This is a genomic window from Thermogemmatispora argillosa, from assembly GCF_059696725.1.
Genome location: NZ_AP019377.1, coordinates 5021976 through 5046401, shown reverse-complemented (window position 1 = coordinate 5046401; position 24426 = coordinate 5021976). Strand labels below are relative to the sequence as shown.

The window sequence follows — 24426 nt, the reverse complement described above, 5'->3', positions numbered from 1 at the left end:
TTGCCATGGAAACCCTGCGCTTCGCCATCATCGGCTGGGGCTACTGGGGTCCCCGGTTGGCGCGTAATCTTGAGTCGCTCCCTTACGCTAGTGTGACTCTGATCGCTGATAGCAATCCTGCTTGCCAGCTTTCTCCCTCTCTGCGTCATCACCCGTGGGCGCGCTTTACTACCTCCGTTGAGGAGGCCTTTCGCTCCGATGTGGACGCTGTCGTCATCGCTACGCCAGTCAGTACCCACTATGCCTTTGCGCGTGCAGCCCTTGAACATGATAAGCATGTGCTCGTCGAAAAGCCTCTGACTACGAGCGTGGCCGAGGCTGAGGAGCTGGTCAGTCTGGCTCAGCAGCGGCAGCGCATCTTGATGGTCGGTCACACCTTTGAATACAGTCCGGCAGTCAACGAGTTGCGTAAACTGATCCGCAATAATGATTTGGGCAGGATCTACTGTTTCGAGGCCATTCGCGTCAATTTGGGCCTCTTTCGCCAGGATACTAATGTTATCTGGGATCTCGCCCCTCACGATATCTCGATTCTGCTTTACCTGCTCAATGAGAAGCCAACAGAGGTACGTGTCCAGGCCCACGCTCATCTGCAACCGCGTATTCCCGATATTGCGCACCTGGACTTAACGTTCGCTAGTGGCATGACAGCCCATGTTCATGTGAGTTGGCTCCATCCCTGCAAAATTCGTCGCGTGACTGTGATTGGCGACCAACGCATGGCAGTATACGATGATACGAATCCCGCCGAGATGCTCAAGATCTATAACAAGGGGGCTGATGTGCACGCCGATCCCGTTGTTTCTTACCGCAACGGCGAAATCACTATTCCTCACATCGACTGGATCGAGCCACTGCGCCTGGAATGCGAGGATTTCGCCAACGCCATCCGTACGGGGACGCAGCCTCGCGCTCATGGCCTGGTCGGCCTGGAAGTGGTTCGCATCCTGGCCGCAGCTCAGCAGGAGCTTGAACGCCAGACGCGCCAAACGGCGACTTTGATCGGCTAGCCAGCCTGGTCTTGTGGTCGTGCTTTCGTTCATCCATTCATAGGCTACACCGTTCTCGCTTAAGTGCACCGAGGTTCACGGAGGGGAGGATAGTCGCTATGAACCTGGTCGCCTTTTCTCTGCGTACCAAGGGGACGCATAATTTTCTGCGTCGCCTGTGGACCGTCTTTGCTCGCTTCGGCCTGACGGAGCGGCGGACCGCCCAGGCTTTGCAGACACTGGTCGCGACGCTGCGTCAGTATAGCGCTTACCCCACGTTCTTTATTCCTGCAGTGGTGCTGCGTCGCCATGTTTCTTTGCTGCGTCAGATTGCTGCCAGTGGTGCAGAAATCGGTATTCATGGCTACGTTCACAATGACTATCGCTCGCTGACACGTCAGCAGCAGGAAGAACAAACTCGCCAGGCAATGGCCGTCTTCAGGCAGAATCAAATCGCTTTCGCCGGCTTTCGTAATCCTTACCTGGGCTGGACAGAAGAGGCGCTGGAGATCTTTGCCTCGCTGGGCTTCACTTACGAGAGCAATGAGGCAGTGATCCACGATGTGATCGACTTGAAGGCGCTCCCACCCCGATTACGCATAGGCTATGAGAAATCACTGCGCCTGTTTCAGGCAGTGCCGCCAAGCATCTATGACCTGCGCCCCCACTGCGAGGGGTCTTTAGTTCGTCTTCCTACGAGTATCCCCGACGATGAAATGCTCTTTGATCGTCTGCGCATCACCGAGCCTCAGCGCATCGCCACGATCTGGTCAGCGGTAATGGAGCGCGTCTATGCGCTCGGTGGACTGTATACGCTCAACCTCCACCCCGAACGCGGCTTGCTCTGTCAAGCTGCCCTTCGCGGCCTGCTTGACTACGCAACGAGTCAGCCGGAACCCGTCTGGCTGGCTCGTCTGGAAGAAATTGCCCAGTGGTGGCTCCAACGTAGATCTTTCCGCTTTGCTATTAGTTCGGCGGGCCCTCAGCGCTGGCGCGTCTGCTTGCTCAGTTCCCCACGGGCTCAGGTGCAAACCAGACATCTTACGGTGCTGACCCGCTCTAGGGAGGATAAGAGTGTCACCACAGAAGGGCTGCAGCGACAGGAGTGGCTCATTGAGGCCGCGCGTTGTCCGGCTGTCGCCCTTTCTCCCACTACTCCCCTGGCCGTCATGGCTTTTCTCCAAGAACAGGGCTATGCCGTCACTCGGGCCAGCCCGGAGGAGGCTTCAGACTATAGCCTCTTCCTGGATTTGCCTGAAGGCCTGGGAAAGACGCCGGCTCAGCAGCGGGAGCGCCGGCGCCAGCTCGTTGCTCAACTCGAAGCATTGTCAAATCCGCTGCTCTCGTTTGCCCCCTGGCCAGCCCCCTACCGCTCCGCCCTGGCCATTAGCAGCGATATCGATTCGGTCACGATCCAGGATTTCTTTCTGCGGATCGTTGAGGTCGCCCGCGCCAGCCGTCATTGAACCATGCAGCTTTGGTGCAGAGCACCCCATGTGGAAGGCAAAGCGATGGAAAGGGGGAAGAACCGCCGAGAACTGGGAGCCAGTCCGGCTCAGTCGATCTTGGAAAGATATGAGGTCGATGGGCATCTTTTTCTTATCCCCAGCACCTCCAGATGGGTTCAGGCGAAGTAAGCAGGTAGAGCCGCGGAAGATACTATAAGCTAATATTGTCTGGTACTCCTGGCTCTTAAGTCAGTAATAGTAGCTACTATCTGCTTCATCTGTAAAAAATGTCGATCTATCACGTCCATACTTAGGGGGTTAACAAAATGGCATGTGCTAGAGCCACCAGGAAAAGGATAGGCCTATGCCGTCTCAGGAAAGACAGCAACTGCCCTTTTATGGCACAACTCAGCGCGTAATTATCGCTCATGAAGCCGATATTTTTTGTCGCGGACTACACAGTCTGCTGGAGACCAGTGAGGAGTTTGAAGTGTTGGCAGAAGTGAATTCCTGCGCCGCCCTGCTGGATGCCGCGGCGAGGACTGCTGTGGACACCGTTCTTATTGATTGTGCGTTGGCCGATGGGGACTGCATTGAAATGACACGCCGCCTGAACGAATCCCCTTCGCCCCCCCATGTGGTTCTCCTGGCCCCTGGCATTAATAATGAGTTGCTCCTGCGCGCCTTGCTCAATGGAGCCAGCGGTTACCTGACTAAGGATACGCCCGGCCACCAGGTGCTGGCCTGTCTGAAGGGCTTACGCAGAGGTGAGCTGGCTTTGGCCCCCCAGGTGGCTGGAGTGGCTATTCGCCTGCTCGTGTGGGAATGCTATCGTCTAGCCGCTGCCTTGTCCGCCACTGCTCCCGTCGTTCGTCCCTTGCAGTCCGCTACAGCGGAGCCTCAGACAAACTCCCGTCAGCTCCACTCAGAGGCCCTTTATCGAGAGCCGCCCAGGCCAGCAGCCCGGCCTCATCTCACCGAGCAAGAGCAGAAGATCCTGCGGCTTCTGCGACTCGGCCTCAGTAATAAGCAGATCGCAGCCCGGCTTTCGATCTCTCCCTATACAGTCGGCAAGCACGTCCAGCACATTCTACGCAAGCTCGGGGCCAGTAATCGCACTCAGGCTGTCTCACATACCTCACTTGAGGGACCTCAAGTAAGGGATGAACAGTAATTATTGACAAGTTCCTGCTTTTCAAAATACTTCAATTGAGTAGTTGTAAATCGGCAGGTCATCATGTTTTAATACTAGAGAGTTGAGCGTTTCTTGGAAGGCAGAATCCTCTACTATACGAAATCCGGTAGACTATCGGCAGCTATGAGAATGGGGTATTTTGATGAAACTGCTTATTATTGATGAAGATCGTGATCTCGTTGAAATGCTGACAGGCTGGCTACGAACGCTCGGGCATGAAGTACGGCGCGCCTATTCTGGAGATCAGGCGCGTCGGGAGTGGGAAGAACATCAGCCTGATCTCGTGATTCTAGACACGGCCCTCAAAGATACAGATGCTCTGGCTATGTGCCGCGAGATGCGAGCGCGACATGACGCCCTTGTGCTCGTTATCTCGCAAGAGCGCGACGTACACGATGAAGTCCGCTGCCTGGAGGGGGGAGCAGATGACTATCTGCGCAAGCCATTTTTCCCGGCTCAGCTCCTGGCGCGCATCCGAGCTGTCAGCCGGCGCGGGCGCTCGACCCTCCTCCTGCGCCCTCCCGCTGTCATCACTGTTGGTCCACTCTCCATTGACTCACTGCACAATGAAGCGCGTATCTTCGGCAAAACCGTGCATCTCACCCCCACTGAAAGCAAGCTTCTACATCTCTTAGGAGTCAATGCCAATAATGTTTGTACTGCAGGGCAAATTGTGGCCCATATCTGGGGCTTTGGGAACGAGGGCGATGCCAGCCTGATCAAGGCTCACATTCATCACCTGCGGCAGAAAATCGAGCCAGACCCGGCTAATCCGCGCTACATTCTGACGGTGCCAGGTGTAGGCTACACACTGGTACGTCACGCCGAGAGAGCCGAGGCTGCAGAGGGTTCTCCTGAGCAGGAACAGAGAGCCTCTGGTTAACAGTGCAGTCGCTTAGCCGTTAGCCGCCACGGCGATTTCTCTCTCCACTCAACCGTCAGAGCCATCTGAGGCAGATGCCGCGTTCCAGGAAAGTCCCAGCGCTACGATCAAGCTGCCTCGGGGAAGCGCTCAACCGCAGTCGAGCAGGCAGAGGAGTATGACTGATGGTAATGGCATGTTACAACCATGCCCTTCCTCAGCGGTCTGCTCCCCTGTCTGCCTCCTCGGTCCTGCTATCAAGACTCTCACAGGCCGTTGCAATCGCTTTCGTCATCTTCATCCCTCGCTCCCCTCTATCGGCCTCACCCCCTTCCAGCATGCCCCACTCACCTACCCCAGATAGCGATACAGGAGGCCCCCCAGGGGACCGCTCACAGGCAGCGGCAGCCAGCGCCAGCAGCCAGTTAGCCAGCGATAGACACGGCTTTCCTCGGAGGTACTCACTGGTCCGGCCTGGCGAGGGTAATAATAGTAAGGTAACGGTATTCTTTCGGCTCCCCAGCGACGCTTAAATTCCATCAAGCCCTGATTAGCGCAGGCCGTGCGTCCAAGATCGAGCACCTTGAAGCCCTCATCGCAGGCCTGCTTGATGGCTTGCCACATCAGCAAGTTATTAGGTGCCAACTGCAGATAGCGCTCATGAGAAGCGCCGTAGGCGTAGCGGAGTACGCTACCTGCCGCCAAGAAGATCATGCCCGCAATTGGCTTCCCCTCGTACTCTGCCAGCCATAACCGTAGTCGTCCACTAGACGCAAACGTATCCCACAGCTCTAAAAAGAAGCGTTTCGGTTGAGCTGGCAGCCCGTGTTTCTTACAGCGCGTGCGCAAATGTAACTGATAGTAGCTGAGCATTTCTTCGCGCCGCTCAGCCAGGCGTACCTGGACCCCTAACTGGGTAGCCTTACGTATCTGGCGCTGCACCGGCTTGCGCAACCGGGACCACATTGCTTGAGCGTCGCCTGCCAGCGGCAGTATCCAGCGTACATAGAGATCGCTGACGACAAAGTCGCCGCGAGCCTGCAGCCATGCATTGGGACCACAGCGCAGCTCCAGGCAGGCAGCCTTGTATTCCCCAGCCAGGGCCAGCGCTTGATCAACCAGGGTCTGGGCATGCTCCGGGCTTTCTGCCAACAGTGGACAGTAATCCGAAAACGGAAAGGCTACTAGCCGCTGGCTTCCAGGGCGGTTTTGTACCAGGCAGAGCGGTAGAAAGGCGCAGAGCTGACCAGCCTCGTTACGCACCTCAAGAGGGAAGAGCTTGTAACCATAGAGGCGGCTGATCAGCTCCAGCCACTCGGGCAGCAGATAGAAAGTCTCGCTCGCCTCCTGGGCCAGTACTGGAGACCAATTCTGCGCTAGCGAAAGCCTCGCTTGTAACTTCATCTTCGTTCCTGGTCCGGTAATCTGCAATATGCGCTCTTTTTTAACTCTTCGGCCACTATGACTTGAGAAGCAGAGATCGTCTGGCGCTTGGCTCGCATGGTGCGCTGACTGTCCCTTCCCCACAGACAGGAGGTTCAGGCGTCAGGTGTAACCTCCGGCGCTTCTAGAGCAGCGACCCCCGAAAGAGCGACCTTGTTCCAAGCTGCTCTTCCAACAGGGCCGTCAGTTGCTCTTCGCAACGCTCCCAGGAGTAGTTCTGCTCGACGAGACGTCTGCCGGCTTCACCCAGAACCTGACGGCGATTAGCATCCTCTAAGAGCGAGATCACAGCTCTGGCAAAATCTTCTGGGGCATCAGCGAGCACTAGATGACGGCCAGAAACCACTGTTAAGCCCTCAGCTCCGAGCGTTGTCGAGACGACCGCCTTTTTCATTGCCAGTGCTTCGAGAATTTTGAGGCGCGTCCCGCTGCCGATGCGCAACGGAACAACGACAACACTCGCGCCCGCCAGATAGGGGCGTACATCGGGCACTGTACCGGTGACTATCACACCAGGCAGCCGGGCCAGGCGCCGCACCGATAACGGTGGATTGCGCCCGACAATCCACCATTCAGCCGCGGGCACTCGTTCGCGAATAAGCGGCCAGCACTCTCTGGCAAAGGAGAGTACAGCCTGCTCGTTAGGATAATAGTCCAGTGAGCCGGTGAAAAGAAGACGTTGCCCCGCTTGCTCTTCCTCACCTTCCCCTGCCGGCGAAAAGAACGTCAGGTCAACCCCATTGGGCACCACTCCTATGTGGGCTTTGGGGAGCGACTCTTGTAAGAGCTGGCGCTCCCGCTCACTGGTTACAAAGACGGCAGCGGCCTGCTGGCAGCAAGCCAGCTCACGCGGCTTGACAAGGCGATACTCGCGCTTGTTATACCAGCGACGCAGCCAGCTTTTCTCAGTGCGGTAGGTGCGATAGAGTAGTTCATATTCAATATTATGCTGCAAAATGAAGACAGGGAGAGCAAGAGGCAGGTGTAGACCGGCAGCAGTCAAAGCCCCATCGACATAAATCGCCTGATAGTGATCGCTCGCCAAAGCCCGATCCAGGGCGGCCTGCAGGCCAGGCGGGCAACGATCGGCAATGGCGCTTGATTCTCGCCGTACGATGTTGAGAGCCTGCCGCCAGCGTCGCCAGCGCGAGAGCGGATATGGCACGAACTCAACACGCTGTAACCGTTCTAGCAGTGGTCTGCAGCTTGCAGCGATGCGCGAGTCGGTTCCGCGGTTCAGAGCGAGAAGTGAAACCAGATATTTGTTCGCCAGTGCCTTTAACACATAGAAGCTGCGCGCTCCCCCTCCCCAGGTCGGAGCTGGGAGATAAGGGACCACCGCCAATAGCTTCATCAGGACACCTCTTTCGCTTAGCACAGCCTGCCGGCGCGGCCTGCAAGTCCGCTGCTTCCACTGGATAAACACTGCTCCCGCGCCGGTTGCCGTCGCGGCCAGGCACATACTTTTAGACGTGCTGGATGAGAGCCTCTGCGATCCCTCTGTGTTATGGCCAGGTTCTCTTCAGGGGATCTCTCCTCTTAGTCAGTAAGCATAACGCCTGCTGATCGCGGAACGGTTGACCTCTCGGTCAAGAAAGTGTTCCTTCGGAGGCAAGGATGTGCATATTCGCAATCACTGGCGACCATCATCCTGCGCTACCTCTACCAATTCACATAGCACCTCCTCCCATCACGACACCTTCTTCACCACAAGGAACATTGCTTCCCAACACACGAGGGGTATGCTGTCAGAGACAGGAAGACCGCTCTCACAGCGTGGGTTACTCACTCATCGGCGGGTGAATCCCCCTGTGATCAGCTTCGAAGGAGGGAGGGTGTTTGCGTGAGCAACGACACCACTGTTGTCATCGGGGCCGGGCCATATGGGCTGTCGATCGCTGCCTATCTGAAAGGGCGCTCTCAGCCCGCGCTGGTCTTTGGCCGCACAATGGAGTTTTGGCAGCAGATGCCTGCTGGCTTTCACCTGAAGTCGGTCTGGAGCGCCTCAACGCTCTTCGATCCAGATAGACGCTATAGTCTGGATCGTTACTGCGCTGCGACTGGCACACCGCGACAGGAGCCGCTACCGATCAGGCTCTTTCTCGACTACTGCTGCTGGTTCCAGCGTCAGGCCGTGCCCGATGTGGACCCAACTTATATCAGCAAGCTGGCCCGCGATGGTGAGTCGTTCGTGATCGAGCTGGCCGATGGGCGCTCTCTGAGGGCCAGGCGCGTTGTGGTTGCTAGCGGCATCGCTCCGTTCTACTATGTGCCTGAGTTCGCTCGCCACTTGCCTGCTGAATTGGCCTCTCATACGCAGGCACACAGCGACTTCTCGGCTTTTGCCCAGCGCGAGGTAGCTGTGGTTGGACGCGGTCAGAGCGCTCTGGAGTCAGCTGCGCTGCTCCATGAGGCCGGCGCCCGCGTAGAGCTGATCGCCCGTGGCCCGGTGATCTGGATTAATCGTACGCTATACCACCGTACCGGTCCGGCTCGCCGCATCTTTTACCCGCCCAGCGATGTCGGGCCTCCAGGACTCAATTGGCTGGTTGCTACCCCTCTGCTCTTCCGCCTCTTTCCAGAGAAGACACGCTACGCTCTTGACCGCCGGGCCGTCCGGCCAGCGGGAGCAGAATGGCTGCGCCCCCGGGTGGAAGGCCGCGTCCGCATCACGGATACGGCCGAGGTCGTTAAGGCCGTCCCTCGCGGTGAACGGTTGGAGCTGACGCTGAGCGACGGGAGCACGCGTCTGGTCGACCATCTGTTCTTGGGAACCGGCTACCGGCCCGATATTCATAAGCTGGATTTCCTCGACGAGGCGCTGCGTAAGCAGATTCTGGCTCGCGACGGCTATCCCGTTCTCAATGAGTGGTTTGAGTCGTCGGTCCCTCGCCTGCACTTCGCTGGCGCTCTGGCCAATCATAGCTTCGGCCCTATCTGCCGCTTCGTGGCAGGGGCTAAGATTCCTGCTCGCCAGATCTTGCGCTGCGTCCAAGGCGACCGTCGCTTTGCTTAGCCTGGGTGGGCTTGGCCTGGCTTGGGACCACTGCCGCCGCTGAAATGACGCTGTCGCGCTTCTCTAGGTCGGTAGATATGGCAATGCCCGATACATGCGCTAGCGCTAGGTGGACTACAGGGGAGCTTCCTCCCGCGTTGATCCTGGGAAGCGATTTTAAGGCTCTGGGAGTCGTGCGTAGTTTGGGTCGCCGTGGCATCGCTTGCATGCTGATCGATGCCGTGCCACGCTCCGCTTGGTTCTCGCGTTACACGCGCCGGCGTATCCGCTGGCACGGCTCCCTTGGCGATGAGGCTTTGCTGAGGTTTCTGCTCTCTTTAGGACCCACGCACGGTCTGCAGGGGGCCGTCCTTTTCCCAATGCAGGATGAGGCCGTTGAGCTGGTGAGTCGCCACTATATGGAACTGGCGCCCCTCTATCGGCTCACTACTCCACCCTGGGAGATCGCCCGCTGGGCCCTCGATAAACGTTTGACCTATCAGATGGCAGAGCGGCTGGCTATTCCGGCCCCGCGTACCTGGTATCCGGCTAGCGAGGAGGCCCTTGCCAGTCTCGATCTGCAGTTCCCGTTAATTGTGAAACCGGCAATTTCCGTTCATCTGCAGTACGCTTTGCATCTGAAGGCGCTGGAGGCCCATAACTATGCCGAGTTGCTGGCCGCCTATCGCCAGGTCCGCGCTGTCTTGGACGCCGATGAAATTATGCTCCAGGAGTTGATTCCAGGCGGCGGCCTGTCACAGTATTCTGTGGGAGCTTTCTGTGCAGAGGGCCAGCTGCGCTACGCCTTGACCGCCCGCCGGCGCCGTCAGTACCCTATCGACTACGGCCTTGGCTCCAGCTTTGTGGAGGCTGTCGAGGTCCCGGCTCTTTATCCCCTGGCGGAGAAGGTGCTCCGCTTCATGGGCGCCAACGGCATGGTTGAGGTGGAGTTTAAGCTTGACCCTCGCGATGACTGCTATAAGTTACTTGATATTAATCTCCGTCCCTGGGGATGGCATACGCTCTGCATAGCCTGCGGCCTGGATCTACCCTACTTGCAATATTGCCAGGCAACCGGCAGGCCCGGCGAGGCCCCGACCTCTATCCGCTACGGAAGACGCTGGCTGCGCCTTCTTACTGATCTGCCCGCCGGCCTCCAGGAGATCCGCGCCGGTCTCAGCAGCCCCAGTGCTTACCTTCGTTCCCTGATCGGCCCCCTGACTTTCTCTGTCTTCGCTTGGAGCGATCCTCTCCCCGCGCTTGGCGACCTGCTCGTGGCTCTGCTGCGTTCCAGGTCCCTTCTGCGCTCTCGCCTCACTCCCCGCTCTCCTGCTCATCCTTCCTCCTCTCCTCCCCAAGCAGTCGTCTCCCCACCCCGCTAGGCTTTCCCCGCCCAATTCACCTCATCCTTCTCTCCGTCATCTGGTCTATACATCTTGACATATAGACTATAAATGAGTACACTCTCAAAAAGGAGAGAGATCAGAGGGCTTCAGGGGCCAGCCGAGATCTCTCGTAGGAGGCAGAATTCCCGCTTCACTGCCCATAACAGCAGGTGGAAAGCAGCCAGTCTGTCGGGTTCCTTCCGCCGTCAAACAGCAGGTGCTCTACGCAGGTGTCTTTCTGACGCGGTGGGCAAGGGAAGAAAGCAGGGTCTGCCCCACGCCAGTCCGAGAAAAAGGAAGGAGGCGAGAGCAGCATCAGGGCTGGTATGCCTGTCATCGGGCAGCGCAGCCTCAGTAGCCTTCCTTGGGAATCTACCTAGCGACGCTTAGTGCATGCTGCGCGCGGTAGGTCGGCTGCCGCGCGCTTTGCCGGGATCTCTCAGCCGAAACTGCTAGCAAGGAATGTTAGCAAGGAGCAACCATGAGACGACAGGAAAGACTCTTGCAGCTCGGAATAGCGGTGGCTCTTCTTTGCTCGGGCCTGGCCGCTCTGCTCTATACCCATCCTCTCCAGGTACATGGTGCCACGGTGATCACCACCCCGACCAATGTCCACGTGATTGCCACCGGTCCGCAGTCGATCACACTGGCTTGGTCGCCTTCGACTGACAACTCCGGTACCGGCGATGTGCCTGCTTATTATGTCTACAATGGCAGCAATATCGTCGCTACCTCGATGGGGACGGCTGTCACTATCAGCTCGCTGCTGCCCTCGACAAGCTATACGTTCACCGTTCAGGCTTACGATAAGGATGGCAATACCTCGGCCCCTAGCGCTCCGATCACGGCCTCGACTCAGGCGGCCAGTGCTCCGACTTATCAGAAAATTGCCTACTTCGACCAATGGAGCATCTACGGCAATGCCTACTATCCCTCGACCGTCGATACGTCGGGAGCCGCGTCGCGCCTGACGATGATCATCTACGCTTTTGAGAACATCGATCCAACTAATTTGACCTGTTTCGAGGCCATTAAGGCTGCTGATTCGAGCAACGAGAACAACCCCAATGCCGGCGACGGGGCGGGCGATGCCTTTGCCGACTACCAGAAGAGCTATAGCAGCGCTAACTCGGTCGATGGTACCTCGGATTCCTACAGTCAGCCGCTCAAGGGTAACTTCAATCAGCTTCGGGAGTTGAAAGTCAAGTATCCCAATCTGAAGATTTTGCTTTCGATCGGTGGCTGGACCTATTCAAAGTACTTCTCTGATGTGGCTGCCACGGCCTCCTCACGCCAGAAGTTTGTTAGCTCCTGCATTGACATGTTCCTCAAGGGCAATCTCCCCACCGGTATCGGTGGTGATCCTTCGGGCGGGCCAGCCGCTGCCGCTGGGATCTTCGACGGCTTTGATATTGACTGGGAGTATCCAGGAGTTCTCGGCCATGTTGGCAATCACTACGGTCCCCAGGATAAAACCAACTTCACTCTTCTGCTCCAGGAGTTCCGCAGCGAGCTTGACGCCTATGGAGCCAGTATCGGCAAGCATTTCTTGCTGACGGCAGCCGTTCCCTCCGGGCAGGATAAGATTATGCAGATCCAGACTGATCAGATCGGTCAGTATCTGGACTATGCCGATGTCATGACCTACGATATGCATGGGGCCTGGGAGAGTAGCGGCCCGACGAATTTCCAGGACCCGCTCTACAATTCCCCTCAAGATCCTTCAGCTCCTATACCGCCTGGCCAGGCTAAGTATAATATCGATACGTCCATCCAGGCCTGGACAAGCGGCCTGCCTGCCTACAACATTCCAGGCGGCTTCCCGGCCAGCAAGCTGGTAATGGGTTTTCCCTTCTACTACCGTGGCTGGACCGGTGTGCCTGCTGGCAATACGCATGGCCTCTACCAGTCTGCTACTGGTCCTTCACCTTCCTTCTCCTACAGCCAGACCCCCGGCGTTGCCTTCTACAAGGAGCTGGCCGCCGCAGGTCTTACTGCTAATGCGAACGTCAATTTCTTTGATCCGACGACTCAGGCAGCCTGGATTTATGACGGCACCAACTTCTACACTGGCGACACTCCCCAGTCGATCGCTGCGAAGACGACCTATATCAAGAATAAGGGTCTGGCCGGGGCAATGATGTTCTCCCTGGAGGATGAAGACGCCGGTGATACCCTGCTGAATGCTATTGTCAACGGCCTGGGAGGCGCTCCTAATCCCGGCCCGACGCCGACGCCGACACCTGCGCCAACCCCTACGGCGACCCCGACGCCGACAACACCGCCCCCGACGCCAACCCCCACAGCAGCACCGACAGTCACTCCTACGCCGAGCCCAACGCCGACTGCTCCCCCATCCGGAGGCAATCTGGTCGCGAATCCCGGCTTTGAGAGCGGCTCGCTGGCTCCCTGGACCTGCGACGCCGGCGACAAGATCGTCTCCTCTCCCGTTCATAGCGGCTCCTACGCGTTACAGCTGACTCCTACGAGTTCTACGACGGGTCAATGTACCCAGACTATCAGCGTCCTGCCGAACCATACCTATACGCTGAGCGCCTACGTGAACGGCCCCTACGCTTACTTGGGCATCAGTGGAGGAGCTAGCAATTGGACTAGCAGCAGCAGTTACACGCTGCTCTCCGTGTCCTTCACCACAGGCGCTTCGACAACGAGCGTCACTATCTACGTCCACGGCTGGTACTTGCAGGGGAACGTCTATGTCGATGATGTCTCGCTGCAATAGGCCTCAGCTCGAGCACATAACCGGCTGACAAAAAGAGGAAGAGCGCGCGCCATCCCGTTCAGCTCCCTACCGAGGTGCGGCGCGCGCTCTTCCCGCCCTGGCCGGTCATCACATCTCTGCAAGAGGATCTCCTACAACGACAAAGGAGCTAAGGCATGAAGCCTTTCAACCTGTTTCACAGGCGCATTATGGGCCTGCCACTGAATTGGCGAGCTATGTTGCTGATGAGCGCTGCCCTGCTTGTGAGCTGCGCTATCGCCGTCGTTACGACTATCCAGTCTCAGCAGAGACCAGCTCAAGCAGCGACGGCCCTCAGCTCAGCCTGGTATAACGCAGCTCCCTACGTTATGCCTCTCGCTAATAATCCCCCGTCTCTTACGGCAGTCATGAGCGCTACAGGAGCGCGCGTCTTTACGCTTGCCTTTATCGTCGCAGACAACGGCTGTACTCCTGCCTGGGAGGCCGACAGCGGGCTCATCGATGTCTCTGCAGACACCCAGGTCGGTCCCATTATCAATGCCGTTCGGGCAGCCGGGGGTGATGTAGTCGTTTCCTTCGGCGGCTATAATGGAACGAAACTTGGACAGGTCTGTGGGACAGCGCAGGCCACAGCCGCCGCTGAGCAAGCAGTGATCAATAAGTATGGTTTGCGGGCCATCGATCTTGATCTGGAGGAGCCAGAGTACGAGAATGCCAGCGCGATCAATAACGAGCTGGCAGCCGCCCAGATTTTGCAGGCTAACAACCCTGGCCTGCTGATCACGATTACTCTGCCTGGCACAACGTCCGGCACCGGCTACTTTGGGCAGCAGCTCCTCAACACTGCACATAGCCTTGGCTACACTCCCAGCAGCTATTCCATCATGCCCTTCGATGGCGGCTTCAACGGCGCCAGTAGTCAAATTAGCGCCCTTCAGAGCTTCCATACTATCCTCATGAATACCTTCGGCTGGGATAGCGCTACTGCTTATGCCCACGAGGGAATTTCTTCTATGAATGGGCGCACCGATAGCGGCGAATACTTCTATCAGTCTGACTTCCAGACAGTGCTGAGCTTTGTCGAGAGCAATCACCTGGCGCGATTTACCTTCTGGTCGGTGAATCGTGACCGCCAGTGCACGCCTCCAGATAACAACGGGAATCTCTCGGCCACCTGTAGCAGTGTGCCTCAGAACGATTGGGATTTCACGCGCATTATCACGCAGTTCGCGCAGGCCGCTGGCGGGACACCCCCTGCGACTCCCACTGCAACACCTATACCTACAACCACCGCTACCGCGACGCTCCCGACCTCGACTCCCACGCCGACCCCAACGCCAACCTCGTCAGCCGGCAGCAGCTGTACAGGTGTTGCTCCGTGGAGTCCGACCACAGCTTATACTGGCGGCAGCAAAGTTACTTACAATGGCTATCTCTGGCAGGCCAAATGGTGGACATACAATGACGTGCCTGGCGGCCCAGCAGGCGTCTGGGTTCAACTTGGCCCCTGTTAGCCAAACAGCCTTCCCTGGCCTGAAATCTTCTCCCAAGAGCAAGCTTGAGCCTGGCGGAGGTGGCGATCACCTCCGCCACTGGCTTGCTGGCGACCGCCGTCGGTCACCAGCTCATAAGACGGCCCGCCAGAAGCGCTCTACATGGGTCCCCGGCTTGGGGCTGATCCGGCTGCTGTAGCACTCAATGCTTTGATAAAGAGCCTCAGAACTACCAAAGTTGATACGCACCTGTGATGCATACAGGCTGGCAGCTTGCTGGCGCAAGGCCAGCGTGTCCGAAATCTCCACCAGATGAGGCTGCATAGCAATCCCCACCTCCCGCAGGCGCTTTCTGAGGGCGGAGGGACGCAGCACGTAGGGGAAATCCTCATAGAACGCCACGTTGGCGCCGTATACCAGGAGCCGGAAAGCAGCAGCAGAGACAACGCGGTGATCGATATGGCCTCCAATACCTAAAGGGGCATACCAATGCAGCGAGGGCAGGCGGCGATGGAGCGCTAAGCAAAGCTGGAGTAAATCCTCCACAAGCCAAGCATCGACCTGACGAATACCTCCCCCAATTGCGCGTCTCCAACGCTGGAGGGCCGGAGAACCACGATAGATAGCATCGAGGTAGTCCAACCAGAGGCAGTCAGCTTGCAGCCAGGAACAGGCCCGCTGATCTTCCTGCCGGCGAAGCTCTACCAGGCTAAATGCCTCTCGACTGCTGCTCATCGTGCGCTGGATACGCCGGGCAAAGGAGCTTAGCTTTAAATCAGGGCCAGGAATACCTGCGAAAACAGTTATTACTAGTGAGTTCTCTCTCTGGAGAGTCTGTAAGGCGATAGTTCCACCACATGAATAGACAACATCATCGAAATGCGGTGAGAGATAGACATGCTGATACTCTGGACCGACGTCGTCTGTAGCAGGGACAAGCAATGCTAAACTCCTTTCAGTTGGCAATCAAGCAGCGCCTGAGCCGGCATAGCGAGGCAGAGGATCGACCTATGCCAATCTCTTGCCCCTCGCTGAGCAGGGCGCTAACCGAATAGAGGATGAAAATGAGCCAGGGAATAGGAGGGATTACGTAGCTGGCGCTCACCAACCACGCGCGCCGGAACGCCTCCCACGATAGCATAGGGAGGAACGTCACGTGTCACTACTGCACCCGCCATAACAACAGCCCCTTCACCGATGGTTACACCCGCCAACACTGTTGCTCGCGCTCCCAGGAAGGCGTAGTTTCCGATCACGATAGGCTTATATACATCTTTATGCTCTGGATCATTTATATCGTGCGAACCCGTAATCAGCCAGACCCCAGGCGAGAGGCTGACATTCTCTCCAATCACCAGCCCTCCCGTTACATAGAGGAGACAGCCGTAGTTAATCACAGAACCCTTGCCAATAACCACCCGGCGCCCCCGGCCACGCAACCCCGCCATCTGGATACGCACCCCCGAGAGGATCGTCACCTGTGGACCAATCTCCCAGCCCAGGATAGCCCGATACCAGGCATAACGCAGAGTGTAGGAGGGAATATAGTTGATGAACTGGTTAGTGAGATATTTAATCAGCTCTCGAAGCGCGTTTCTCATCTCAGAACCTCCAGCAGCGCTGCAAATAACAGAAGCCATCCTATCATATATCAATGTTATATGAATAGCAATCATGAAATAAATGTAAATTGGACATTATCAGCATCGCTTTAAGCAAAGCTCAACAGCTCTCGCTGCTTCGGCAGGTCAGGATGAGGTGATGTCTACCAGCTCTCCCGAATTGACACAAGCAGTTCGCCATACCTCGCCTCAGCCAGCCGATAGATAACCGAGACGCGGTATGGACGACCATGCCATCGACCACTGCCTCACTAGCCGACTGGTTCAAGCGGCTAGATTAGCTAGCATAGAGAGAGGAATAGCTCTCTCCCCTGCCTCGGGCGGCACTGGTCGTATGGGTTGCTCCCCCCGCTTGACTCTTCTTAGCCTACCTCGGGTTATAGCATGCCTTTGTAGTGACAGGATTGCGATGATGGTAAAGAAGACGTCGCTTTTCTGAAGTGAGGTGAATGTCCCGTACCCGAGACATTCCAAGCCTTCTGCAAGGCAGCCGGTAGAGCGATGTACACATTGCCCCCCCGGTAGCAACGCCATCTTCACATATATGAACACCTCTTTACTATGGAGCCAGTAGTACCCTTGTAGCAGATCGCATACCGGTAGAAAGAACGAGAGGCTACGGAACGCGAAGCGAAGGAGGTCTGTTCTTGTGGGGCGTGTACTTGAAGTCATCTTCCGCCGACCCCTGCAGCTCGCTTTACTGTTTGTGATGTTCCCAGCAGTGGCGATTGCGGTGGTACTGATTCTTCCTCCCTCATACGAGACAACAGCCTCGCTATGGGCCTTGCGGCGCTATGAGGTGATTGGAGCTACCGGGCCGGAGACGAATCTCCAGGCTACGCCTGCAGAGACTCAGGCGACCGCTCTGAGCGAGCTGCTGCAAAGTCGCACTTTCGCCTTGAAAGTAGCAGCGCAGGCGCAGCTCGCTGCAACCTTGGATGAGCATACCCGGTCTAACCCCCTTTTGCGCGACGATGCTCTTTTTACAGAGATCTCTAAACATGTCCTGGTGCGCGCAGTGGGCTACAATTTGTTCACTATTACCTATGAGAATCGCAGCCCTCAAGTTGCTCAGCAAGTGGTCGAGTCCGTGATTGAGAACTACAGCGAACAGAGCCAGCAGTTTAGTATTGCGGAAGCGCAATATCTACTGCAAAGCTATCAGGGTCAATTGGTCAAGGCTCAGCAGGATGCCGCGAATGCCGCGGCTGCCGAGGCTCGCTATCTGACCAGTCATCCAGATCTGGCCCACCAGGTGCTGGTTTCTGGCCCTGATTATGCTGCAACCCTGGACCCCACTTACAGCCTGCTCCACAGCCAGACGAAGCAGGCCCAGGCCACAGTGGAAAATCTACAGTCGCTCATCGCTAGCCTGAAGCAGGAAATCAGCTCTCAGGGTACAGGGGTCAACAGCCTTTTTAAGGTCATCGATTCGCCAGCGGTGGGCACCCAGCCTGTTCCGCGCACAAAGTCCTTGCTGATCGGTGGTGGAATCGGTCTGGCAGCAGCGATTCTTAGCTGCTCCGCTCTGGTAATCATGCAGGTCCGCCGTCAGCGTGCAATCTATACGCCTCTCGACGTGCAGAAGATCACGACGCTTCCTGTGCTGGCACAACTCCCACGCCTGCGAGGGGAGAGCGTCGCCGCTCTGCTCCCTTCAGCTACCAGTGGCAAGCTGTTATCCAGCAGAGATGGTATTCCTAGCCGCTAGAGGAGAGCGCCTATGGCAGAACTTGATCGGCTCAACAACAACAAGAAGAAAAGCTCTAGCTCTCACGACTCGGACACCGATACGGTTAAGCTCCCAGCCCTCCGCCCCCAGGCAGCAGCTGCGGTGGTGTCATCCAAGAAAGCGGAGGTCCAGGTTACCAATAAGACCGAGCTCTCACAGCAAGATAACGAGGAGCATATAGAGACGATCAGTACAGTTGAGTTACCGGATACGCCAGTACCAGTACCAGCTAGCCAGGCGGAAGGCGACCGTGTTCCAGCTTCGGCGAAAAGTCGTCAGGCTCGCGAGTTGCTCAATATCCAGGTTGTGCGCGAGCGCTGTCGCCAGTTGTGCGCCTCTATCTTTTTCCGCGAGGGGTCGACAATTCGCTGCCTTGGCTTTACAAGCGCCATTGCAGGCGAAGGCAAGACGCTGCTGGCTCTGACAACCGCCAGCGTGCTGGCTAGCGATAGCGGGAGGCCCGTGACGCTGCTCGAATGCACTTGGGAGCGCCCGCAGTTGCAGGCATTGTTCGATTTGCCACGCCGGCAGGGTCTGGCCGAATGGCTGCGCGGCGAGTGTTCTGAAGAGGCAATTCGCTATCGCGTGACGCCCGAGCTGACGGTGATTCCCGCTGGCGACGCCGCAGGACAGGCAATGCGCTGGATTCGCCAGCTTATTGAACGCCAGCTTCTCTCCCGTCTCTCTCTTCCAGAGGAATTGATCATCCTGGATCTCCCTCCTGTTGTGACTACAGGTTACGGAGCTTTGGCAGCTAGTCTGGCCGATACGCTGATCCTGGTAGTGCATGCCGGCGCGACCTCCGAGGTGCTTGTGAGTGAGGCCTGCGCTCAGTTGAAAGATCTTCCTGTCCAGGGCATCCTGCTGAACCAGATCGAGAGCCGTATTCCGCGTTGGATACGCCAGATGCTGTGAGAGATAGTGTGCTAAGAGAGAGTCAGGCCTATGAAGGTAATCTTTATTCTGCTGAGCTTCTTTATCCTTATGGCGCTCTTTATCAGGCGCTATAGCGCTAAAACGAGAGCGATCATGCTACTGGTCATTGTCTCGTTGGTCGCCTACAGCACTTTCTTCTAGGAAAGGTAAAGGACTCTTTCGCCGTAGTCCGACCGAGGTTCAGATGTCTGCTCTTTGTAGTCGTCTTCCGTAGCCAGCTAGATAGTGAAAGCCTATGTCTGCTCTACCAGAGTCACCGCCACGATCGAGACGGCTCTACCGCGCTTACCCTGATGAGCCGGCGACTCAGCCCCCAGGTGGGGGAATTCTTCCGTTCTGGGTCGCTCTTATGTTGGGCCTGCTTGTGCTCCCTTTGTTGATGTTGGCCGGCGTCTCTGTTGGCTTCAGCATCGTTGTTGCTCTGCTCACCGCCCTCGCTGCCGGCCTGATGATTATGCGCTGGCCTGTCAGCGGCCTCTTCCTCTGCCTGGCTTGCGTGCTGCTCATTGAGCAGAATCCTCTGCAGATCCATATCGGCACCGATCAGTTGAACATTTTTTATTGGCCTCCCAATATGGCTGGGATGATCGAGCGCCCCATCGGTTTTTTGATGCTGTTCACTCTTTTTATGGCTATCTGCCACCGGCTGGCCAGGCGTCAGCCAGCCCTGGAGGGCGGTCCCCTCTTCTGGCCCTTCGTCGCCTTCCTGCTTTGCGTGGCGATAGGCGTCATTCACGGCCTGGCTACCGGTGGCGATCTGAAGATCATTGTGTTAGAGGTGCGACCACTCTGGTACCTGTTCCTTTCTTACTTACTGGCTTACAATCTGATCTCCCAGTTGCAGCATGTCCGCCTCTTTTTCTGGTTTGCGATCTTTGGCGCCGCTTTCAAGGGCTTGCAGGGCTGCTATGTCTATTTCTTCGTGCTACATGGCGATCTGACTAACCAGAATGAGATTATGTCACACGAAGAATCTTTCTTCTTCGTATCAATTTTGCTGATAATCATCCTCTTTTGTATGCTTTACCGCTATCGGCCACAGCTCTATGCAGCTCTGGCGGTGCTGCCGGTGATCCTGATTGCTCTGATTGCCAATAAGCGACGCGCCGATTATATCGCTTTGATCGTGGGTGTGGCCGTGGCCTGGGCCTTTGTCTTCTATCTTAAGCCGCAGTTGCGTAAGCCGCTGCTGGCTGGCCTGGTGATCTGCTCTATGCTGGGCGTAGGTTACGTTGTCGCTTTTGCTCACGGTACAGGCAGCCTGGCTGAACCAGCCCGCGCCATTGTCTCGGTTATCGACCCTTCCGCGTCAGATGCACGAGATCAGGCTTCAAACTCCTATCGCAATGCTGAAAATTATGATCTAAAGTATACGGTGCAACAGAATCCACTGCTAGGCTTGGGCTTCGGAAAGCAGTTTCTACAGCCGGAGCCGCTGCCGATCCTAGCTAACGATGATCCTGACTTTGGAGGCAATCCCTATCTGTATGTTCCTCACAATACTATCTACTGGATCTGGATGCGGCTCGGGCCAGCAGGCTATATCGCTCTGTGGTTCTTGTTAGGCTCGCTGATCGTGCGTGGCGGTCTGATTGCGCGCCAGCTCCGAGAGCCATACCTGCGCCTGGTCGCTGTCTATGTGATTGCGATTACTTGCATGGAAGTCATGGTAGCCTATGCGGACTATCAGCTGTTCTTCTATCGCAATGTGATCTATCTGGGTTTGCTGGCGGGATTGTTGATGCGTCTGCCAGCCCTGGAGCCAAGAAGGTCTCAAGAGATCCCTCAGGACAAGGCTCTCCTGTCTTCTCAGCCGCGACCAGCCCTGAGCGAGGTCAGCCTATGACGCCCTTTGTTGCTCTCTCCCCTCTGCTGCTGTGGACCCTGCTCCTGGCGGAGCTGATTCTGGCACTACCCGTCAGTTATCTGGCTGTGGTAACGGTAGCAGCCCTGTCGACTCGCTTCCGTCGCCAGGCTGCACTTGCGCCAGAACCCGGCGCTTCTGAGCCAGTGCGCTTTGTGGTGCTGATCCCCGCGCATAATGAGGAGTTGGTCATTGGCACGCTTCTGGCAAGTTTACAGCAGCTCACGTACCCGCGTAGCCACTATGACGTCTATGTAATCGCCGATAACTGTGATGATGGCACGGCAAGTCTGGTCCGCTCCAGGGGCGGGGCCACGGTCTACGAGCGCTATGATCTTCAGCGGCGTGGTAAGGGCTACGCCTTGAATTGGGCTTTGGCGCGCCTGGCTGAAGATGGCGTTAGATACGATGCCTGTGTGTTCCTGGATGCGGATGCCGTGGTTGAGCCTTCCTTCCTGGACGCTCTGGAGCAGGCCTTGAAAACAGGCCAGGCTCGTGGTGAGCGCCTGCAGGCGCTCCAGGCCTGTAATACGGTTCTTAATGCCTCGGCTTCTCCCGGTACAGCGCTGCGCTGGCTGGCTCTCTCCTTGATGAATCACGTCCGTCCCCTCGGGCGGACTAGGCTGGGAGCTTCGGCGACTTTGACAGGCAACGGGATGTGTTTCACCCGCGCTCTCTTGGAGCGTTATCCCTGGCAGGCTTTTTCACGCGGCGAAGATTACGAGTACTATCTACATCTTGTGGAAGAGGGGATCTGCGTTCGCTACGTGCCTGGGGCTGTGGTTCGCTCACAGATGCCAGTTCGCTTCGCGCAGATGCGCTCGCAAGATCTACGCTGGGAGGCAGCGGAACCAGGCCTGTCCACTGTGAGACGCACTTTCCGTTTGCTACGCGCAGGCCTGCGAGCAAGGGACTGGCGCCGTCTGGAGGCCGTGGCAGAGCTGCTGACGCCTCCACTCTCTGTGCTGCTGGCCTGGACAGTCCTCGCGCTTCTCGTCAGTTTTATCCTGGGCTGGCCTCCAGCTGTGTTCCTGGCCTTGTTCTCGTCACTTGGGCTGAGCCTCTATGTGCTCTCTCCTCTCCTTCTTTTGGATGTTCCCGACGGTATCTATAAGGCTTTCTTCTTCGCCCCGGCCTTCGTGCTCTGGAAACTCTGGGTCTATCTTGTACTGCGCCAGAGCCATCGGCAGAAAAGAGATTGGGTGCGAACCGATCGCACGCCCGCTTAATGCATATCCTGGTTCGGCTCGAAAGGGGATATTGGGATGACGCCGCTACGGATTGCCCATATTAGTTACGACTGGTACCGTTTTGATCCCCTGGTGCGCCGCCTGGCGGAGGCTGCTCGCGCCAGAGGCCATTTGGTTGATGTCATTTGCCTGCGTCATGGCGCCGAGCCTCCCTACGAGGAGTACAACGGAGTGTCGGTCTACCGCGTTCCCCTGGATCGCGGCTTTGGCCAGCCTCTCCCTCTGACTCTGCTTGGTTGGCTCAGATTTTTGTTGCTCGCTGCCTGGACAGTGACACGCCTCCATTTCCGCAAGCGCTACGATGTGGTGCAGGTGCATAATATGCCGGACTTCTTGGTCTTTGCGGCGCTTGTCCCCCGTCTCTTTGGAGCCCGGGTTATTTTGGAGGTGCAAGATGCTTCCCCAGAGCTGATGGCGGTGAAGGCTCGCGGGCGCTTGCGCCGTTTGACCAAAGCCCTGGCCGTTTTGCAGGAGCGTCTGTCTACCTTGTTTGCGGACCACGTGATTACTGTGGGCTGGCCTTTTGAGGAGCTGTTGCTCCGGCGCGGTGTTCCTCGCCACAAGCTCTCTGTCATTCTGAATAGTCCCGACCCCCGCTATTTCCCTATCTCGCGGCGCATCCGCCGTCCTTCTAGCGAGGAGGATGGCAATTTCATCTTGATGTATCATGGGACAATGGCCGAGCGGCACGGCCTCGATATAGCACTGCGCGCTTTGGCTTTGGCCCTGCCAGCCGCACCCCGGCTGCGTCTCGATCTTCTGGGACGTGGGGAGCAGATCCCCTTTCTACGCTCCCTCGCCAAGGAGCTGGGGATCAGCGATCGGGTTACGTTCCGCGAAACATGTACCGTCGAGGAAGTGGCTGACTTCATTGCTCACGGCGATGTCGGCATCATTCCTTACCGCTGCGACGGGTTTATGGATCTCCTTCTCCCTACGAAGGCTTATGAGTTCGCCTGGTTGCATCGGCCAATCATCGCCACGGATACTAAAGCGATCCGTTCGATGTTCCGCCCCGAATCGGTCATGCTCTGCGAGCCTGAGAATCCCCTTAGCTTCGCAGCAGCTTTCATCGCTCTCTACCACAATCCCGAGAAACGCGCCCAGTTGGTTGAAAACGCCGCCCGAGATTTCGAGCCGTTCCGCTGGGAGCTGATGAGTGAACGCTATAATGAGCTGCTAGAGCGACTCTGTGGTCAGCCTCGCTCCACAGAATCGATGGCGATCTCACAGCAGATTGGCAGACAAAATATACCATAGCTATTGCCAGTATCTTTATCTCATCGCTCGTTTTTCCTCATGTGACATCAGCAGAGTGGCTAGAGAAAGCCAGGAGGAAGATGAATGAGGCACGCTCAATGTCAGAGGCATAGGGAGGAAGAGCGCACCTAGCTCGCTTAGAGAGCCAGTAAAGCAACGATGCCCTGCCGCCGCTACAGGCTGTAGCAGCGGCTTTCGTTGTTTTCCGTACCTTTCTTCAGCAGAGCCGCCTGCATTCTTCCTCCTGGCAGATGATGAATCTGAAAGCCGACAGCCTCCTCAGTCTCAGGTTAGCTACAAGGTGCAATGGCTTCCTCATTACAGAGTTCAGGCCCAGCTCGGAGCGATGAATGAGAAAGGAAGCAAGCAGGTACGAGAGGAAAAAGAGGAAGGGCATCCCTGCCCTTAGCGGATGGAGGGAGATAAAGACGCAGAGCAATGAAAGCTAGTGCTAGCAATCAAGCGCGTAAAAGCTTGCAGAGCGGAGCGATGCGGCCTAGATGGCCAGGATGCTCAGTTCAGTCAGGCGCCGCCACGCCCACTTAGCATTACCAGAGGAGTGAGAGCAATGAGCTTGAGATCCTCGCGGATCGATTGACTTTGCAGATAAGCAATATCCATCTCCACCATCGTCTTGAAATCGACCTTACTTCGCCCATAGACCTGCCAGTAACCGGTGAGGCCGGGCTTGCCTGCCAGGCGCAGCCAATCCCGTTCGCTATAGTGCTCCACTTCATAAGGCAGGGGAGGACGCGGTCCGACCAGCGACATATCGCCGCGCAGCACATTAAAGAACTGGGGCAATTCATCAAGACTGGTACGGCGGAGCAGACGACCAATCCTCGTGATGCGCGGATCATCGTTCAACTTGTAGGGATTGGCTCCATTGTGATCACTGCTGAGCCGATCGCCGTTCATGTAGCGTTTGATAGCTTCGCGGTGCAGCCGGTCATCGCTATCAGCGTACATCGAGCGAAACTTTAAAAGAGTGAACTCTTTGCCGTTCAATCCCAAGCGTTTTTGGCGGAAGAGCACTGGTCCCTGCGAGTCGAGGCGGATCAGGATAGCTATCACCGCCATTGTCACCAGCAGCAGAGGTAACAACACCACTGTGATAGAGACATCGATCAGCCGCTTGAGGCGCAGGTAGCCAGGATCAATGGAGATGGCCAGACGAGGCTCAGAGAGAACCGCCATAGGGCATCCTTCCTCCGCAGGACAGACAAGCAG

Annotated in this window: 19 protein-coding genes; 14 read left to right on the top strand and 5 right to left on the bottom strand. The window is 57.0% G+C overall.

What is annotated here, in order from left to right; genetic code table 11:
* Nucleotides 1-5 precede the first annotated feature (5 nt).
* The 4 genes from AC6H1L_RS19720 (at nt 6) to AC6H1L_RS19705 (ending at nt 4515) form a co-directional block, all read left to right on the top strand.
* Nucleotides 6-1010, top strand: a complete 1005-nt coding sequence (locus AC6H1L_RS19720) for a Gfo/Idh/MocA family protein (RefSeq protein ID WP_497599161.1) — start codon at nt 6-8, stop codon at nt 1008-1010.
* 98 nt (nt 1011-1108) lie between these two features.
* Complete coding sequence (locus tag AC6H1L_RS19715; RefSeq protein WP_497599160.1) at nt 1109-2455, top strand: polysaccharide deacetylase family protein; 1347 nt, start codon at nt 1109-1111, stop codon at nt 2453-2455.
* 346 nt (nt 2456-2801) lie between these two features.
* The gene (locus AC6H1L_RS19710) at nt 2802-3611 is read left to right on the top strand and encodes a LuxR C-terminal-related transcriptional regulator (RefSeq protein WP_497599159.1); all 810 of its coding nucleotides are present in this window, start codon (nt 2802-2804) and stop codon (nt 3609-3611) included.
* Between the two features lie 163 nt (nt 3612-3774).
* Entirely contained in the window at nt 3775-4515 is a 741-nt protein-coding gene (locus tag AC6H1L_RS19705) for a response regulator transcription factor (RefSeq protein ID WP_497599158.1), read from the top strand.
* 330 nt (nt 4516-4845) lie between these two features.
* Here AC6H1L_RS19705 and AC6H1L_RS19700 read toward each other — a convergent pair whose 3' ends face one another.
* On the bottom strand, nt 4846-5898 hold the full coding sequence (locus AC6H1L_RS19700) for a lipid II:glycine glycyltransferase FemX (RefSeq protein WP_497599157.1): 1053 nt from the start codon (nt 5896-5898) through the stop codon (nt 4846-4848).
* 163 nt (nt 5899-6061) lie between these two features.
* Nucleotides 6062-7291, bottom strand: a complete 1230-nt coding sequence (locus tag AC6H1L_RS19695) for a glycosyltransferase (RefSeq protein WP_497599156.1) — start codon at nt 7289-7291, stop codon at nt 6062-6064.
* Between the two features lie 489 nt (nt 7292-7780).
* Between AC6H1L_RS19695 and AC6H1L_RS19690 the strand changes: the two genes are divergently transcribed.
* The 4 genes from AC6H1L_RS19690 to AC6H1L_RS19675 all read left to right on the top strand — a co-directional run bounded on the left by AC6H1L_RS19690 (nt 7781) and on the right by AC6H1L_RS19675 (nt 14553).
* Entirely contained in the window at nt 7781-8953 is a 1173-nt protein-coding gene (locus AC6H1L_RS19690; protein WP_497599155.1) for an NAD(P)-binding domain-containing protein, read from the top strand.
* A 137-nt stretch (nt 8954-9090) separates the two neighbouring features.
* Nucleotides 9091-10314 carry a carboxylate--amine ligase gene (locus tag AC6H1L_RS19685; RefSeq protein ID WP_497599154.1) on the top strand — a complete coding sequence of 408 codons (1224 nt, stop codon included), beginning with the start codon at nt 9091-9093 and terminating at the stop codon, nt 10312-10314.
* 484 nt (nt 10315-10798) lie between these two features.
* A complete protein-coding gene (locus tag AC6H1L_RS19680; RefSeq protein WP_497599153.1) occupies nt 10799-13060 on the top strand; it encodes a glycosyl hydrolase family 18 protein in 2262 nt (753 codons plus the stop codon).
* Between the two features lie 224 nt (nt 13061-13284).
* A complete protein-coding gene (locus AC6H1L_RS19675; protein WP_497601575.1) occupies nt 13285-14553 on the top strand; it encodes a chitinase in 1269 nt (422 codons plus the stop codon).
* Nucleotides 14554-14664: 111 nt separating this feature from the next.
* Here AC6H1L_RS19675 and AC6H1L_RS19670 read toward each other — a convergent pair whose 3' ends face one another.
* On the bottom strand, nt 14665-15474 hold the full coding sequence (locus tag AC6H1L_RS19670; RefSeq protein ID WP_497599152.1) for a PIG-L deacetylase family protein: 810 nt from the start codon (nt 15472-15474) through the stop codon (nt 14665-14667).
* A 101-nt stretch (nt 15475-15575) separates the two neighbouring features.
* Complete coding sequence (locus AC6H1L_RS19665) at nt 15576-16133, bottom strand: acyltransferase (RefSeq protein ID WP_497599151.1); 558 nt, start codon at nt 16131-16133, stop codon at nt 15576-15578.
* 670 nt (nt 16134-16803) lie between these two features.
* On the opposite strand from AC6H1L_RS19665, the gene AC6H1L_RS19660 reads away from it, so the two are divergent.
* From AC6H1L_RS19660 to AC6H1L_RS19635, 6 genes are all read left to right on the top strand, one after another.
* Entirely contained in the window at nt 16804-17865 is a 1062-nt protein-coding gene (locus AC6H1L_RS19660) for a GumC domain-containing protein (protein ID WP_497599150.1), read from the top strand.
* A gap of 12 nt (nt 17866-17877) precedes the next feature.
* A complete protein-coding gene (locus tag AC6H1L_RS19655) occupies nt 17878-18801 on the top strand; it encodes a P-loop NTPase family protein (protein ID WP_497599149.1) in 924 nt (307 codons plus the stop codon).
* 30 nt (nt 18802-18831) lie between these two features.
* The gene (locus AC6H1L_RS19650; RefSeq protein ID WP_497599148.1) at nt 18832-18963 is read left to right on the top strand and encodes a hypothetical protein; all 132 of its coding nucleotides are present in this window, start codon (nt 18832-18834) and stop codon (nt 18961-18963) included.
* Between the two features lie 94 nt (nt 18964-19057).
* Nucleotides 19058-20668 (top strand): O-antigen ligase family protein, encoded by a 1611-nt coding sequence (locus tag AC6H1L_RS19645; protein ID WP_497599147.1) that lies wholly within the window; start codon nt 19058-19060, stop codon nt 20666-20668.
* Nucleotides 20665-21915: a glycosyltransferase family 2 protein gene (locus AC6H1L_RS19640; RefSeq protein WP_497599146.1), complete on the top strand. Its 1251-nt coding sequence runs from the start codon at nt 20665-20667 to the stop codon at nt 21913-21915. The genes AC6H1L_RS19645 and AC6H1L_RS19640 overlap by 4 nt, the downstream gene beginning before the upstream one ends.
* 36 nt (nt 21916-21951) lie before the next feature.
* On the top strand, nt 21952-23196 hold the full coding sequence (locus AC6H1L_RS19635; RefSeq protein WP_497599145.1) for a glycosyltransferase family 4 protein: 1245 nt from the start codon (nt 21952-21954) through the stop codon (nt 23194-23196).
* 522 nt (nt 23197-23718) lie between these two features.
* On the opposite strand, the gene AC6H1L_RS19630 is transcribed toward AC6H1L_RS19635, so the two are convergent.
* The gene (locus tag AC6H1L_RS19630) at nt 23719-24393 is read right to left on the bottom strand and encodes a sugar transferase (RefSeq protein WP_497599144.1); all 675 of its coding nucleotides are present in this window, start codon (nt 24391-24393) and stop codon (nt 23719-23721) included.
* Nucleotides 24394-24426 lie beyond the last annotated feature (33 nt).

Coding starts and splice junctions, on each gene's coding strand:
- AC6H1L_RS19720 (WP_497599161.1), top strand. CDS start 6: ATGGAAACCCTGCGCTTCGCCATCATCGGCTGGGGCTACTGGGGTCCC.
- AC6H1L_RS19715 (WP_497599160.1), top strand. CDS start 1,109: ATGAACCTGGTCGCCTTTTCTCTGCGTACCAAGGGGACGCATAATTTT.
- AC6H1L_RS19710 (WP_497599159.1), top strand. CDS start 2,802: ATGCCGTCTCAGGAAAGACAGCAACTGCCCTTTTATGGCACAACTCAG.
- AC6H1L_RS19705 (WP_497599158.1), top strand. CDS start 3,775: ATGAAACTGCTTATTATTGATGAAGATCGTGATCTCGTTGAAATGCTG.
- AC6H1L_RS19700 (WP_497599157.1), bottom strand. CDS start 5,898: ATGAAGTTACAAGCGAGGCTTTCGCTAGCGCAGAATTGGTCTCCAGTA.
- AC6H1L_RS19695 (WP_497599156.1), bottom strand. CDS start 7,291: ATGAAGCTATTGGCGGTGGTCCCTTATCTCCCAGCTCCGACCTGGGGA.
- AC6H1L_RS19680 (WP_497599153.1), top strand. CDS start 10,799: ATGAGACGACAGGAAAGACTCTTGCAGCTCGGAATAGCGGTGGCTCTT.
- AC6H1L_RS19675 (WP_497601575.1), top strand. CDS start 13,285: ATGAGCGCTGCCCTGCTTGTGAGCTGCGCTATCGCCGTCGTTACGACT.
- AC6H1L_RS19665 (WP_497599151.1), bottom strand. CDS start 16,133: ATGAGAAACGCGCTTCGAGAGCTGATTAAATATCTCACTAACCAGTTC.
- AC6H1L_RS19655 (WP_497599149.1), top strand. CDS start 17,878: ATGGCAGAACTTGATCGGCTCAACAACAACAAGAAGAAAAGCTCTAGC.
- AC6H1L_RS19650 (WP_497599148.1), top strand. CDS start 18,832: ATGAAGGTAATCTTTATTCTGCTGAGCTTCTTTATCCTTATGGCGCTC.
- AC6H1L_RS19645 (WP_497599147.1), top strand. CDS start 19,058: ATGTCTGCTCTACCAGAGTCACCGCCACGATCGAGACGGCTCTACCGC.
- AC6H1L_RS19640 (WP_497599146.1), top strand. CDS start 20,665: ATGACGCCCTTTGTTGCTCTCTCCCCTCTGCTGCTGTGGACCCTGCTC.
- AC6H1L_RS19635 (WP_497599145.1), top strand. CDS start 21,952: ATGACGCCGCTACGGATTGCCCATATTAGTTACGACTGGTACCGTTTT.
- AC6H1L_RS19630 (WP_497599144.1), bottom strand. CDS start 24,393: ATGGCGGTTCTCTCTGAGCCTCGTCTGGCCATCTCCATTGATCCTGGC.